Annotated in this window: 11 protein-coding genes; 4 read left to right on the plus strand and 7 right to left on the minus strand. The window is 72.5% G+C overall.

The features are described from left to right. Positions 1-79: 79 nt before the first annotated feature. The 3 genes from ACHFIV_RS26995 to ACHFIV_RS27005 all read right to left on the minus strand — a co-directional run bounded on the left by ACHFIV_RS26995 (position 80) and on the right by ACHFIV_RS27005 (position 5,981). On the minus strand, positions 80-1,546 hold the full coding sequence (locus ACHFIV_RS26995; RefSeq protein ID WP_398974203.1) for a S28 family serine protease: 1,467 nt from the start codon (positions 1,544-1,546) through the stop codon (positions 80-82). A gap of 77 nt (positions 1,547-1,623) precedes the next feature. Continuing rightward, complete coding sequence (locus ACHFIV_RS27000) at positions 1,624-2,067, minus strand: hypothetical protein (protein ID WP_398974824.1); 444 nt, start codon at positions 2,065-2,067, stop codon at positions 1,624-1,626. Positions 2,068-2,183: 116 nt separating this feature from the next. Then, positions 2,184-5,981, minus strand: coding sequence for an ABC transporter ATP-binding protein (locus tag ACHFIV_RS27005; RefSeq protein ID WP_398974827.1), 3,798 nt, complete (start codon positions 5,979-5,981; stop codon positions 2,184-2,186). A gap of 152 nt (positions 5,982-6,133) precedes the next feature. On the opposite strand from ACHFIV_RS27005, the gene ACHFIV_RS27010 reads away from it, so the two are divergent. Next, positions 6,134-6,538 carry a hypothetical protein gene (locus ACHFIV_RS27010; RefSeq protein ID WP_398974205.1) on the plus strand — a complete coding sequence of 135 codons (405 nt, stop codon included), beginning with the start codon at positions 6,134-6,136 and terminating at the stop codon, positions 6,536-6,538. A 72-nt stretch (positions 6,539-6,610) separates the two neighbouring features. Here ACHFIV_RS27010 and ACHFIV_RS27015 read toward each other — a convergent pair whose 3' ends face one another. The 3 genes from ACHFIV_RS27015 to ACHFIV_RS27025 all read right to left on the minus strand — a co-directional run bounded on the left by ACHFIV_RS27015 (position 6,611) and on the right by ACHFIV_RS27025 (position 10,829). Continuing rightward, positions 6,611-8,293, minus strand: a complete 1,683-nt coding sequence (locus tag ACHFIV_RS27015; protein ID WP_398974207.1) for a thiamine pyrophosphate-binding protein — start codon at positions 8,291-8,293, stop codon at positions 6,611-6,613. Beyond that, on the minus strand, positions 8,290-9,258 hold the full coding sequence (gene speB / locus ACHFIV_RS27020; protein WP_398974210.1) for an agmatinase: 969 nt from the start codon (positions 9,256-9,258) through the stop codon (positions 8,290-8,292). Before speB ends, ACHFIV_RS27015 begins: the two co-directional genes overlap by 4 nt. 104 nt (positions 9,259-9,362) lie before the next feature. Next, positions 9,363-10,829 carry a sodium:solute symporter gene (locus ACHFIV_RS27025; protein ID WP_398974212.1) on the minus strand — a complete coding sequence of 489 codons (1,467 nt, stop codon included), beginning with the start codon at positions 10,827-10,829 and terminating at the stop codon, positions 9,363-9,365. Positions 10,830-10,954: 125 nt separating this feature from the next. On the opposite strand from ACHFIV_RS27025, the gene ACHFIV_RS27030 reads away from it, so the two are divergent. Then, on the plus strand, positions 10,955-12,430 hold the full coding sequence (locus tag ACHFIV_RS27030; protein ID WP_398974215.1) for a PucR family transcriptional regulator ligand-binding domain-containing protein: 1,476 nt from the start codon (positions 10,955-10,957) through the stop codon (positions 12,428-12,430). A gap of 173 nt (positions 12,431-12,603) precedes the next feature. Then, positions 12,604-12,930, plus strand: a complete 327-nt coding sequence (locus ACHFIV_RS27035) for an SCO4225 family membrane protein (protein WP_398974218.1) — start codon at positions 12,604-12,606, stop codon at positions 12,928-12,930. A 269-nt stretch (positions 12,931-13,199) separates the two neighbouring features. Here ACHFIV_RS27035 and ACHFIV_RS27040 read toward each other — a convergent pair whose 3' ends face one another. Further along, positions 13,200-13,676 carry a hypothetical protein gene (locus ACHFIV_RS27040; protein ID WP_398974220.1) on the minus strand — a complete coding sequence of 159 codons (477 nt, stop codon included), beginning with the start codon at positions 13,674-13,676 and terminating at the stop codon, positions 13,200-13,202. Positions 13,677-13,780: 104 nt separating this feature from the next. Between ACHFIV_RS27040 and ACHFIV_RS27045 the strand changes: the two genes are divergently transcribed. Continuing rightward, positions 13,781-14,191 (plus strand): RidA family protein, encoded by a 411-nt coding sequence (locus ACHFIV_RS27045; RefSeq protein ID WP_398974223.1) that lies wholly within the window; start codon positions 13,781-13,783, stop codon positions 14,189-14,191. The last annotated feature ends 13 nt before the right edge of the window (positions 14,192-14,204 follow it).

Genomic DNA, 14,204 nt, shown 5'->3' on the forward strand with positions numbered 1-14,204 from the left:
GGACAGGCCGACGGGCCGCGCCCGCCGGGTGTGATCAGCACCCGGCGCGCGCGGCCCGCTCCGGCTTCCCGGGGCCCGGCTAGGGCCGCAGTGTGCCCCGGTCCCGCTGGAGTTCGGCATCGCGCACGTCCAGGCGCGCGTCGAACGTCGCGAGGGGCTTCGCCTTGGCGGGGTCGGCCTCGACGGCAGCGGGCGCGACCCCGGCCCAGCGCAGGATGGCCGCGGTGGCCCTGGCCTTCTCGTCGGCGACGAGTCCGGCGACCTTGGCCCCGTGGTTGCCGCCCGGCACGGTGTACACGTAGCTGTCCCGCGCGCCCTTGCCGAGACGGAAGGGCTCGGCGCCCCACGGGTCGTTCTCGCCGTAGACGTACAGCATGTGCCTGGCGTTGTTCCTGACCCAGCTGTCCACGTCCCGCATGGCGGCGGGCTGGAACTTCATCGGGATGGAGCGCGGCACGAAGTTGCGCGGCGGCTGGTAGCCGTAGCGGCTCAGGTTCCCCAGCCAGGGCTGCTGGATGTCGGGCGAACCCAGCTGGGTGCCCGCCTGGTAGTAGTAGGGCGTGTAGGTCCCCAGCCCCTGGTCGGCGTAGGCGGAGAAGCCCGAGATGCCGTCGATGGAGTCCCAGATCTCCTGGTCGGTGGCGTTCTCTGCGTCGGCCGGGACGGCCGCGCAGTCGGCGAGCAGGCTGTACTGCCAGAACGCCCAGACGTAGTCCATGACGACGGCCTCGTACGCCTTGTCGAGCGTGCCGACGGTGTCGAAGGTCAGGCCGTTCTCGGCGGCGTACGCCTCGTACTTCTTCTCCAGAGGTCCACGGCGGACGAGTGCCTCGCGCTGGACACCGCCCAGCCGGTCCCGGCACTCCTCGGTACCGACGCGTGCGAAGAACCGGTCGTACGCCGAATCCTCTTTGTCGACCACGTCGTTGGGGGCCACGTAGGCGACGACGCCGTCCATGTCCTTCGGGTAGAAGCGCTCGAAGTAGGTTGCGGTCATGCCGCCCTTGGAGCCGCCGGTGCTGAGCCAGTTCTCGGAGTAGATCTTCTTCAGCGCCGTGAAGACCCGGTGCTGGTCACTGGCGGCCTGCCAGATGTCGAGCTTCGACCAGTCGGCGGGCGCCGGGCGGGACGGGGTGAAGAACCGGTACTCCAGGGAGACCTGGTTGCCGTCGACGATCTGCGTCGGCTCGCTGCGGCTGGGGTTGGTCGAGACGTTGTAGCCGCTGGTGAAGAAGACCGTGGGGCGGGTCGTGTCCTTGTGCAGCAGCGTGACGCGCTGCTGGAAGGTGCCCTTGGACGGGCGCCTGTGGTCGACCGGCTGGGTGTAGTCGAGGACGAAGAAGCGGTAGCCGGGATAGGGCTTCTCCTCGGTCAGACTCATTCCCGGGATGGCCAGGATGCGGTCCTTGATGTCCTCGCTGCTGGTGGAGCTGCTCTGCTTCGCGGCCGGTTGTGCGGCGGTGGCCGCTCCCGCCGAGGCTCCGGTCGCACTCACTGTGCCTATGAGCACCGCGAGCGACAGAACGCCTCTGAGCACCTTGCGCATGCACCCTCCCGTTGATTCACGACAGTCGCCGTGAACCTAGCGGGGGTGACACCTGCCACGCCAGACCCGTCCGCACGTCAGCACAGGATCCACCCGGTGGAGCCGGAGGAGCCACCGACGGAACCCGAGGCGCGCACACAGCGGTTCAGCGCGTGCACCGTGACGGGGCCGGCCAGCTTGGTGAACCTGCCGCTGTCGACGACCGCACGGCCGCCGCGCGGCTGCAACGACACCTTCATCGCCCGGCGTGCGCCCGGCTTCTTGGCGACGGTGACGGCGCACGCGTAGGCACGGCTCTTGTAGACGCGCAGCGAACCGGTGGAGAACGTCACCGTCTTGACCAGCCGCCCCGAGCAGGCCGACGCGGCCTGGGCCGGGGCCGCCCCGGCGGGGCCCAGCACCAGGGCGACGGCACCGAGCAGCGGCAGGACGAGGAGCGCCGCCGCCAGGCGCCGGCCCGCCCGCCCTCGCGGCCGCCTCGATGACGCCCGCGCTCTCACCACACCGTCCACCACGACCACTCCACCCGCCCATCGGAACACACTGCCCGCCTTCACACACACGTACGCACGGGTGTACGACGCGGGAGGAGGCCTCCCGGGTTCCGGAACGAGGCACCCGAACGCGGCCGAGGGCGTCACACGCCCGCCGGGGCGTCCTCCCCTATGCCTTCCCCCATGTCCTCTCCTATGAAGGTGCGCCACAGCCGGGCGTACGTGCCTCCCCTGGCGAGCAGTTCCTCGTGCGTGCCGTCCTCGGCGACCCTTCCCCCGTCCATCACCACGACCCGGTCCGCGCGGGCGGCCGTCGTCAGCCGGTGGGCGACCACCAGGGTGGTGCGCCGGCCCGCGAGGCGGTCCGTGGCCTGGTTGACCTGGGCCTCACTGGCGAGGTCGAGGGACGCGGTCGCCTCGTCGAGCAGCAGGATGTCGGGGTCGACCAGCTCGGCGCGGGCGAGCGCGATCAGCTGGCGCTGGCCGGCCGAGAGGTTGCGGCCCCGCTCGGCGACCTCGTGCAGATAGCCGTCCTCCAGGGTGGCGATCATGTCGTGCGCGCCGACGGCCCTGGCCGCCGCCTCCACCTGGGCGTCGGTGGCGTCCGGGAGCCCGTACGCGATGGCGTCGCGGACCGTCCCCTCGAACAGGTAGGCCTCCTGCGGTACGACTCCGAGCCGGTGCCGGTACGCCGTCCTGTCGAGCCGGCGCAGGTCCGTGCCGTCCGCCGTGACCCGGCCGCTCGTCGGGTCGTAGAAGCGGGCGACGAGCTTGACCAGCGTGGACTTGCCCGCTCCCGTCTCACCGACGAAGGCGACCGTCTGGCCCGCGGGGATCCGCAGGTCGACGCCGGTGAGGGCCTCCTCGTCGTCGGCGTAGGCGAACGACACGTCCTCGAACGCGATCTCGCCGCGCAGCGACGTCACGCGCAGCGGGTCGTCATGGTCGGCCGTGGACGTCGGCTCCCGCAGGAGTTCCTGGATCCGCCCGAGGGACACGCTGGCCTGCTGGTAGCCGTCGAAGACCTGGGACAGCTGCTGCACCGGGGCGAAGAACAGGTCGATGTAGAGCAGGTAGGCGACCAGCGCGCCCGTGGTCAGCGTGCCGTCGTCGACACGGCCCGCGCCGACGATCAGCACGGCGGCCGCCGCGACCGAGGCCAGCAGCTGCACGAACGGGAAGTAGACGGAGATCAGCCACTGCCCCCGCACCCTCGCCTGACGGTAGTGGTCGCTGCGCTCCGCGAACCTCTCGGCACCGTCGCGCTCGCGCCGGAACGCCTGCACGATCCGCAGCCCGGAGACGGACTCCTGGAGGTCGGCGTTGACGACACTGATGCGCGTCCGGGCGAGCTCGTACGCCTTGACGCTCTTGCGGCGGAAGAAGAACGTGCCGACGATCAGGACCGGCAGCGTCGCGAAGACGACCAGCGCCAGCTGGATGTCGAGGACGAGCAGCACCACGGTGATGCCGAAGAAGGTGACGAGGGAGACGAAGGCGGTGACCAGGCCGGTCTGCAGGAACGTGGACAGCGCGTCCACGTCCGTCGTCATCCGGGTCATGATCCTGCCGGTCAGCTCGCGCTCGTAGTAGTCGAGGCCGAGCCGCTGGAGCTGCGCGAAGATCTTGAGACGCAGGGAGTACAGCACGCGCTCCCCGGTGCGGCCCGTCATCCGGGTCTCACCGATCTGGGCCGCCCACTGGACGAGCACGGCGAGCAGACCGAGACCGGCCGCCGCCCAGACCGCGCCGAGCGCCATCTTCGTGACGCCGTCGTCGATGCCGTGCCGGATCAGCACGGGCAGGAGCAGGCCCATGCCCGCGTCCACGGCGACCAGCGCCAGGCTCACCAGCAGCGGACGGCCGAAGCCGTGGAGCAGCCGGCGCAGGCCGTACGACTTCTCCGGGCGCACCGCGCTCGCCTCGTCGATGCCGGGGGCGTCGGTGGCGGGCGGGAGCGCGTCGACCTGGGCGAGCAGCTCGGGCGTCGCGGGCATGCCGGCGGCCGCCGGGTCGCGCTGCTCCTCCTTGCGGATCCACAGCGCCGGGGTGACGCCGCGCTCGGCGTCGAACTCGGCGTCCAGCTCCTCCTGGAGCGCGCGGTCGTCCTCGGGCGCCGCGGCGGGCGACGGCTGGTGCCCGGGGGAGCTGCCGCCCATCTCGTCCGGGTCGGTGAGGAGCCGGCGGTAGAGCGCCGAACGGCGTTCGAGCTCCGCGTGCGTACCGACGTCGGCGAGCCGTCCGCGGTCGAGGACGGCGATGCGGTCGGCGAGGCCGAGCGTGGACCGGCGGTGGGCTATCAGCAGGGTCGTGCGGCCCTCCATGACCCGCGCGAGGACCTCGTGGATCTCGTGTTCGACCCGTGCGTCGACCGCTGAGGTGGCGTCGTCGAGGAGCAGCAGGCGGGGGTCGGTGAGGAGGGCGCGGGCCAGCGCCACACGCTGGCGCTGGCCACCGGAGAGGGTGAGGCCGTGCTCGCCGACCTTGGTGTCGTAGCCCTCGGGCAGGGCGGAGATGAAGCCGTGCGCCTGGGCCGCTCGCGCGGCTGCCTCGATCTGTTCCCGGGTGGCGCCCGGGTATCCGTAGGCGATGTTCGCGCCGACGGACTCGGAGAAGAGGAAGCTGTCCTCGGGTACGAGCCCGATGGCGGCCCGCAGCGAGTCCTGGGTCAGCTCCCGGACGTCGTGGCCGCCGACCAGGACGGCACCGTGCGACACGTCGTAGAAGCGGGGCAGCAGGAGGGAGACGGTGGACTTGCCACTGCCCGAGGCACCCACGACGGCCACCGTCTCACCCGGTTCGATGGTGAGGGAGAACCCGTCCAGGACCGGACGGTCCTCGTCGTAGCCGAAGCGGACGTCGTCGAACTCCACGCGCGCCGGGGCGTCGGCCGGGAGCGTCTTGGTGCCGTCGGCCATGGACGGCTCGGTGTCGATCAGTTCCAGGACGCGCTCCACACCGGCTCGGGCCTGCTGGCCGACGGTGAGGACCATGGCGAGCATCCGGACCGGGCCGACGAGCTGGGCGAGGTAGGTGGAGAAGGCGACGAACGTGCCGAGCGTGATCTCACCCCGGGTGGCGAGCCAGCCGCCGAGGGCCAGCATCGCGACCTGGCCGAGCGCGGGGACGGCCTGGAGCGCCGGGGTGTAGCGGGAGTTCAGCCGGATGGTGCGCAGCCGGCCGGCGAAGAGCCTGCGGCTGACCTCACGGAGCTTGCCGGTCTCCTGTTCCTCCTGGCCGAACCCCTTGACGACCCGGACCCCGGAGACGGCCCCGTCGACCACTCCGGCGACGGCGGCGGCCTGGCTCTGGGCGTACCAGGTGGCGGGGAAGAGACGGGCCTTGGAGCGGCGCGCGATGAACCACAGCGCCGGGGCGACGGCGAGGGCGACGAGGGTCAGGGGCAGCGACAGCCACGCCATGATCACCAGGGAGATGACGAAGAGCAGGATGTTCCCGATGGTCATCGGGAGCATGAAGAGGAGGCCCTGGATCAGCTGCAGGTCACTGGTCGCCCGTCCGACGACCTGCCCGGTGGAGAGCTCGTCCTGCCTCTTCCCGTCGAGCCGGGTGAGGGTGCCGTACATCTCGGTCCGCAGATCGTGCTGTACGTCCAGGGCGAGCCGCCCGCCGTAGTAGCGGCGGACGAAGGTGGCGACGTAGACGAGGACGGCCGCCGCGATGAGAAGGCCGGTCCACACGCCCAGGGACCGGGTGTGGTTGCCGACGACGTCGTCGATGATGACCTTGGTGATGAGGGGCACGAGCGCCATCACGGCCATGCCCGCGAGGGACGAGCCCAGCGCCAGCACCACGTTGCGGCGATAGCGCCACGCGTACGCGCTCAGCCTCCGGGCCCAGCCCTGCTGCTCCGCGGCCGACTGCCGCGCGGGGTGCCTCCCCGCGCCGTCCTTCTCCGCGCCCTTGACCTCCGCGCCCACCACCCGTGCCTCCTGTTCCGCCCCGACTCCCCGCCTGACCTACCGCAAGTCCCCAACGCGGCGGGCTGCGGATTTCATCCTTCCGCAACAATTCCCGGCCGGCGGGCCAGGGGCCGGCGGGCTGAGCGGTTCCGGGGAGCGCCGGGGTAGGGATGGCCGCGCGCACCGGGATCAAGGGAACGGGGAAGCCGATGGCGAACGACCTCAGGGCGGAGGCGTACCTCTGCGGCCGGCTGTACGCGGCACTGGCGGAGCTGCAGAGGCTGGGCGAGGGGGAGCATCACTCGCTCGGCCGGCCGGACGTCGTACGGAAGCTGGCCCTGGAGCCGTCGAAGCACCTGACCAGGCGCCTGCATCTGGCCGGCAAGTACCTGCAAGGGGCCAGGAACAGGGGCCGGGGCGGCCCGGCGGCCGTGGTGTTCAGGTCACTGCCGGATCTGCTGCCCGCCGGGAGGGACCTGCCGGGTTCCCTGCGCGACTCCGGCCTCCAGGAGCGCTTCCACGAGGGCCGCACCGCGCAGGAGGCGGCGATCGGCAGGACCGCCGGAGCGGGGTGAGGCGTGCGCGGCCGGGGGTGAGGCGGAGGCGGCCGGCCCGGCTGTTCCCCGGGCCGGCCGCACGAACCCGTCCTAGAGGTGCGTCGGCTCGAACATCCTCAGCAGCGCGGGGAGCACCACCACCGAGGGGCCGGGGGCCGCCAGGGCCTTGCCGAGGTCGGCGGCCAGGGTCTCGGGCGTCGTACGGACCGCGGGGACGCCGAAGGACTCGGCGAGGGCCACGAAGTCCGGGCGGGAGAGCTCGGTCGCCGTGGCTTCGCCGAAGGCGCCCGTCATGTACTCGCGCAGGATGCCGTAGCCCCCGTCGTCGACGATCAGCCAGGTGACGGGCAGGTCGTACTGCCGCACGGTGGCCAGCTCGGCGATCGAGTACATCGCTCCGCCGTCGCCGGAGACCGCGAGGACCGGCCTGGTGCGGTCGGCGGCGGCGGCACCGATGGCGGCCGGGAAGCCGTAGCCGAGACCGCCGGCCCCCTGCGCCGAGTGCATGGTGTTGGGCTGTCGGGCGTCGAAGGCGGACCAGGCCCAGTAGGCGAGGATCGTCATGTCCCAGAAGCTGGGTGACGTGTCGGGCAGCGCCTCACGGACCGAGGCGAGCACCTGCTGTTCCAGCGTGAGGTCCTGCGCCGCGATCCGGTCGTGGACCCGCTCCAGCAGCGCGCGGACGCGCTCCGGCGCGTCGTCGTCCTCCCGGGGCTCCACGGCGTCCAGGAGGCCGGCGAGGGCCTCGCGCGCGTCGGAGTGGATGCCGAGCGCGGGGTGGTTGGACTCCAGCTTCCCGGCGTCCGCCTCGATCTGGATGATCCGGCCGCGCGGGGCGAACGTGTGGTAGTTCGAGGAGAGCTCGCCCAGCCCTGAGCCGACGACCAGGAGGACGTCGGCCGACTCCAGGAAGTCCGTGGTGTACCGGTCCTCCAGCCAGGACCGGAGCGACAGCGGGTGCTCCCACGGGAAGGCGCCCTTGCCGCCGAAGGTGGTGACGACCGGAGCGTTGATCTTCTCCGCGAGCGCGCGCAGCTTGCCGGACGCGTCGGACCGTACGACTCCGCCGCCCGCGATGATCGCCGGACGCTCGGCGTCCGACAGCAGGCGGGCGGCCACGAGGGTCAGCTCCGGGCGCGGGTACAGGTCGCGCGGGGTGGCGTCGAGCGCGCTCACGGCGGGCAGGAGCGTCCCGGCGAGCAGCACGTCCTGCGGGATCTCCACCCAGACCGGGCCGTGCGGGGCGGTCAGCGCGGACTCCCAGGCCGCGGCGATCGCGGACGGGATCTGGGAGGCCGTGCGCACGGTGTGCACGGACTTCACGATGTCGCGGAAGGACGCCTTCTGGTCGCGGAGCTCGTGCAGGTAGCCGTGGCGTCCGCCGCCGAGCCCGGCCGTGGGGATCTGGCTGGAGATCGCCAGCACGGGCGCCGAGGCGGCGGCGGCCTCCTGGAGCGCGGCCAGGGAGGTCAGGGCGCCCGGGCCGGTGGAGAGCAGCAGGGGCGCCACCTCACCGGTGATCCGTCCGTAGGCGTCGGCGGCGAAGCCCGCGTTGTTCTCGACGCGCAGACCGACGTACGAGAGCGAGGAGCGGCGCAGCGCGTCGAACATGCCGAGAGCGTGCTGCCCGGGCAGTCCGAAGACGGTGGTGGCGCCGAGGCCCTGGAGGGTCTCGACGACCAGGTCCCCGCCGTTGCGTCCGGGCGGGGGGTTCAGGGCGGCCTCGGCCTGCGCGGCGGTGAGCTGCGGCCGGTCGTCGTGGTCGTGACTCACTGGGTGCGGCCCTCCGCGATCTGGCGGGACATGATCGTCGTCAGCTCGTACGCCGTGTGCGAGGCGGCGACGGACGTGATCTCCGCGTGATCGTACGCCGGGGCGACCTCGACCAGGTCGGCCGAGACGAGGTGGCAGGAGGACAGCCCGCGCAGGATCTCCAGGAGCTCGCGCGAGGTGAGGCCGCCGGCCTCGGGGGTCCCGGTGCCGGGGGCGTGCGCGGGGTCGAGCACGTCGATGTCGATGGAGATGTAGAGCGGGCGGTCACCGATGCGCTGCCGCAGCTGGTCGGCGATCTCGTCGACGCCGCGCCGCATGACGTCGGCGGAGGTCACGATGCCGAAGCCCATCTTGGCGTCGTCGGTGAGGTCCTTCTTGCCGTACAGCGGCCCGCGGGTACCGACGTGCGACAGCGCCTCGGTGTCGAGGATGCCCTCCTCGACGGCCCGGCGGAACGGGGTGCCGTGGGTGTACTCGGCGCCGAAGTAGGTGTCCCAGGTGTCCAGGTGCGCGTCGAAGTGGAGCAGGGCGACGGGGCCGTGCTTCTTGGCGACCGAACGCAGCAGGGGCAGCGCGATGGTGTGGTCGCCGCCGAGCGTCATGAGCCGGGCTCCCGTGCCGAGCAGGTCGTCGGCGGCGGCCTCGACGGTCTCCACGGCCTCGTTGATGTTGAAGGGGTTCGCGGCGATGTCACCCGCGTCCGCGACCTGGGCGAGAGCGAAGGGCGAGGCGTCCTGCGCCGGGTTGTAGGGCCGCAGGAGCCGCGAGGCCTCGCGGATCGCGTTGCCGCCGAAGCGGGCCCCGGGACGGTAGGAGACCCCGCTGTCGAAGGGCACGCCGACCACGGCGACGTCGGCGGAGCCGACCTCGTCGAGCCGGGGCAGCCTGGCGAACGTCGCGGGTCCGGCGTACCGCGGGACACGGGAGGAGTCGACGGGGCCGCGCGGCGCTTCGTTGCTGCTCATGGGTGCGAGTGCCTTTCGTTGGACCATGCACGCCGTGTGGGCGTTCATGCGCTGTCGAGTTTCTCAGGGTCCGGACCGGGCCCCTGACACCGGTGGCCGGACGGTCAGACGGTGACGGGGTCCGGGGTGGCCGGCTCGTCGTCGGTCCCCCGCCCGGCGAGCCGCTCGCGCCAGGCCGCCAGTACGGCCGCGTCGGTCGGCTTCGTGGCCAGCGACACGACGACGTACACCGCGAGCGAGGCGAGCAGCCCGTAGTAGACCGGTTCGTTGGCGAGGATGCCGTAGGCCGCCATCAGCCCGGTCACCGCGACACCACCGACGGCCACGGCCGCCAGCGCGCCCGCCGCGGTGCCACGGCGCCAGAGCAGACCGCCGAGGATCGGTACGAGCAGCCCGCCGACCAGCAGGTTGTAGGCGACGGTCAGGGCCTCGACGACGTCGTTGAGCGCGATGGCGATGACGATGACGGCGACGCCCATGAGCAGGATGAAGGCCCGGTTGCCCTTCACCTCGTCGCGTTCCTCCCCGCCGTCCCCGGCGACCACGCCGCGCAGGCGCGACCAGATGTCGTTGTTGGCGACGGTCGCGCAGGCGATCAGGGCGCCGGAGGAGGTGGACATCACCGCGGCGAGCGCGGCGGCCAGCACCAGTCCCCGCACACCGACGGGCAGTTCGTCCTTGACGATCGTCGCGAAGGCCGCGTCGGCGCTGGGCAGCGTCGGGTACATCACCTTGGCCGCCGTGCCGATGACGGCACCGGCGACCGCGTAGACGAGGCAGTAGGTGCCCGCGACGGTGCCGCCCCAGCGTGCCGTCCGGTCGCTGCGGGCGGTGAACACACGCTGCCAGATGTCCTGGCCGATCAGCATGCCGAAGGTGTAGATCAGGACGTACGTGAAGATCGTCTCGCCGCCGATGCCCAGCGGGTCGAAGTACTCCGTGGGCAGCTGCGCCTTCATCTCGCTGAAGCCGCCCGCCTTGACCACGGCGATCGGCAGGAGGAGGAGCAGGACACCGATGGTCTTGACGACGAACTGCACCATGTCGGTGATCGTGATCGACCACATGCCGCCGAGCGTCGAGTACGCGACGACGATGGTGCCGCCGAGGATGATCGCCACGGTCCGGTTCACGTCGAACAGGACGTCGAAGATGGTGGCGTAGGCGATCGTCGAGGTGACGGCGAGCATCAGCGTGTACGCCCACATGACGACACCGGAGATGACCCCGGCCCGGCCGCCGTAACGCAGGTCGAGCATCTCGGAGACGGTGTAGACCTTCAGCCGGGCGATGCGGGCCGAGAAGAACACGGACAGGGCGAGCAGTCCGAGGCCGATCGTGAAGACCATCCAGGCGCCGGAGAGCCCGTACTGGTAGCCGAGGCCCACACCGCCGATCGTCGAGGCCCCGCCGAGGACGATCGCGGCCATGGTCCCGGAGTACATCCAGGGGCCGAGCCGCCGCCCGGCGACCAGGAACTCGCTCTTGGACTTGGCGCGGCGCATGCCCCACCAGCCCATGGCGAGCATGCCGGCCAGATAGACCACGATCACCGCGTAGTCGACAGCCATGGGCTTTCCTCCGTCTCGTTTCCGCTCAGGGGTCGGGTGTGGTGATGAAGACGGTAGGTGGCCGGAAGCCGACGCTGAAGTGTACGTTTCCTCCATCCTCACCCCGCAGATCGGATGGATCGTCCATGCCGGACTCCCCTGCCGGACCTCCCGCCCCTCCCATCGCCCTGGCCGGGCTGCTGGCCAGGGAGGAGCTCGGGCTGCGACGGATCGCCGGCCCGGACCACGCGGACCTGCTGTGGGTGCACACCTCGGAGATGGCCGACCCGTATCCGTACCTGCTCGGCGGCGAGCTCCTGCTGACCGCGGGCGTCCAGCTCACGGACGCGGACACCTATGTGGGCCGGCTGGTCGAGGCCGGGGCCGCGGCGCTCGGCTTCGGGGTGGCGCCGGTGTACGACACCGTGCCGGCGGCCCTGGTCGAGGCGTGCGACCGGCACGGGCTGCCGTTGCTGGAGGTGCCTCGCGAGACCCGCTTCGCCGCCATCGCCCAGGCGGTGTGGCGGCTCATGGCGGAGGCGCGGCACCGGGAGCTGCGCCGCGTGACCCGGGCGCAGCAGGCCCTGGCGACGGCGGCGGCCCGCCCGGACCCGGTGCCCGCGGTGCTGCGGCAGCTCGCCGTACAGCTGGACGGCCGGGTCGCGCTCCTCACGGCGGACGGCGAGGTGCTGCACACGGCGGGCGGGCGGACCGCACCGGACGTGCGGACGGCGCTGGCCCGGCTGGCCCGGGTGGTGGCTCCCACGGCGCCGCACACCGCCGCCTCCGCCCGGAAGCCGAGTCCGTCGTCGGCGACCGACACCAGGGACGGCACCCATCTGTTCGCGTACGCGCTCGGCGGCGGGCAGGGACTGGCCCTCGCCCTGGCGACGCCCCGGCGCGACTCCGGTGACCACACCGTCACGGGGATCGCCGTCGTGCTGCTCTCGCTGCTCACCGCCCCGCACCAGGGCGCCGACGCGGCGGGCCGCTCGGCGGCGCTGGTGCGGCTCATGCTGGGCGCCGCCCCGGGGGACGTGGCCCCGCTGCTGGACGACGGCGACTCCTGGACGGTGGTCCACGCCCGCCGCGCCGACGGCACCCCGGCCGGCCCGCTGAACGCCGGGGCCCTGGGGGCGGCGCTGGGCTCCGCGCTGTCGGACGTGGAGCGGGAGACCGTACGGGTCCTGCTTCCGGGCGTCCGCGAGGCGGTGGCCCCGCAGCCCGGCTGGACCCTGGGCGTGTCCGAGCCCGTTCCGGCCGGCGCCCTGCCCGACGCCGACGCCCAGGCGTCCCGCGCCCTGGGCCACGCGGAGGCGACCCGTAGGCCGCTGACCAGGCACCGCGCCGGTCGCGAGGGGCTGGCCGCCCTGGTCCCGGCCGGCCTCGCCGAAGCCCACGCCCGCACCCTCCTGGCCCCCCTCACCGCACCCCTGGCCGAGACCCTGCGCTGCTGGCTGAGCCTGCACGGCAGCTGGGACCGCACGGCGGTGGCCCTGAAGGTCCACCGCAACACGGTCCGCCAGCGCGTCGCCCGGTGCGCGGCGCTGCTGGACATGGACCTGGACGACATGGACGTACGGACGGAGCTGTGGTTCGCGCTGCGGGGGCGCACGTCCTGAACCGCCCTCGGGCGTGCTCCGCCGACGCGTTCCCGTCTCGCCGCGGCCGGCCGGCGCTCCGAGTGGCAGGCGTCGCACGAACATAGGTATGGGTACTCATGCCGCAGCCACCCTCCCGGCGGCATCGTGTGCCTCACACCGACCAATATGGTTTTCTCACAACGGAGTTAGAGATGGCTGCCACGCCGCGCCCCCTGTCCCGGTCCCTTCGCCGCAACCTGGTGAACCCCGCCGCCCTGGGCTACCTGGCCGTGGTGGCGGCTGTCGGGACATGGGTCGGGCTCGACACACTCCTCGTCGAGCAGACGGACGGCAGTTTCGCCGGGGTCTGGCTGTTCCTCGTGACCGCCCCCACCTCGCTGCTGTTCGCCGCCCTTCCCGGTTCGCTGCCGCTCGCCGGTGTCGCCGTCGGGGCCCTCGTCCAGGCGCTGGCGCTCGGTGCCGCCTACCGCTGGGCTCGCGGGCGGACGGCGCGGCGGACCGCCGGCGCCGGCGCCTGAGGAAGGGGTCAGGACACCGGAAGGGAGAGTCGAAGGTATGGCGAGATGCGGGAAGTGCGGGGCCGGGAAGCGCCGTTGGCCCCGTTCCTGTCCGAGGTGCCGTCCCGGGGCGGCGGACCGGGGGGACCAGGCCATGGACGCCGCCGAGCTGGCCGTCGAGACGGGACTGCTCGGCTGGATCGGGCGAGGCTTCGTGGGCGTCGTGCGACTGGTACTGCGCGCGATGGGCTGACCACTGCCGCGTCAGCGCACCCCTCGCACGAGGAGGCCTACCCCGGCGGACGGGCCGGGGCGGCGTCGCTCGCGTCAGGCCTCAGGGACATCCGCACCAGTGTCCCGGACTCGCTGATCAGCAGGTCCGGCACATGGTCCTCGTAGAAGCGGATCTGTCCGATGACACCCTCGGTGCCGGAGTGCCGCGCCAGCCGCTCGAGAAGCGGGTCCAGCTCGGGGAGGCACTCCGCGTGCACCTCCTGCCGCACGGTCAGAGCCCATCCGCCGTCCGCCCGGCACAGCTCGCCCACCAGCACCCCTCCGATGCGCGCCGCCGGCCCCCGCCCGGCGAGGAGGGGGAACGCGTCCTGCGGTCCGGCCGGTTCGTCCTCCGGCGTCTCCGCCGCTCCGTCCGTCCACCCGGTGCCGGTATCGGCAGCGATGCCGAGATGCCGTCTCAGCTCGTCCACGACGGTGCCCGGCACCGTGGCGCGGAGGTGGAGAGCGAGGTCGACTGCGTAGAGGTCACCCATCCCGGCAGCCTAGGCAATGCGCCGGGGAGGAAACAGGGAGGAGGCGACCGAGGACGGTCTGCTAGGCATAGGACCCCCAGCCCAGCCGAGACGAACGGGATGCCATGCCACGCGTCGTAGAACTCATCCGCTCCACCGCCCTGTCCGACGTGGCCGAGTACGCCTACGCCGCCACCGCACCCGCCGACGCACGGCTGATCTTCCTCGCCGGGGCGTGCCCGCTGAACGAGGACGGGTCCACGGCGGCCGTCGGCGACTACGCCGGCCAGGCGGCGAAGGCGGTCGAGAACATGCGGACCGCTCTCGCGGCGGCGGGAGCCGGTCTGGAGGACGTCGTCAGCACGCGCGTGCTGGTCGCCTCCACGCGGCAGGAGGACCTGGTCACCGCCTGGAAGGTGGTCCGGGACGCCTTCGGCGAGCACGACGTGCCGAGCACGCTGCTCGGCGTCACCGTTCTCGGATACCACGACCAACTCGTGGAGATCGAGGGCGTCGCCGCCGTCTCCGACTCCTGACCGCCCGGCAGCC

The sequence above is a fragment of the Streptomyces sp. ALB3 genome (assembly GCF_044385685.1).
In the GTDB taxonomy this organism is placed as follows: domain Bacteria; phylum Actinomycetota; class Actinomycetes; order Streptomycetales; family Streptomycetaceae; genus Streptomyces.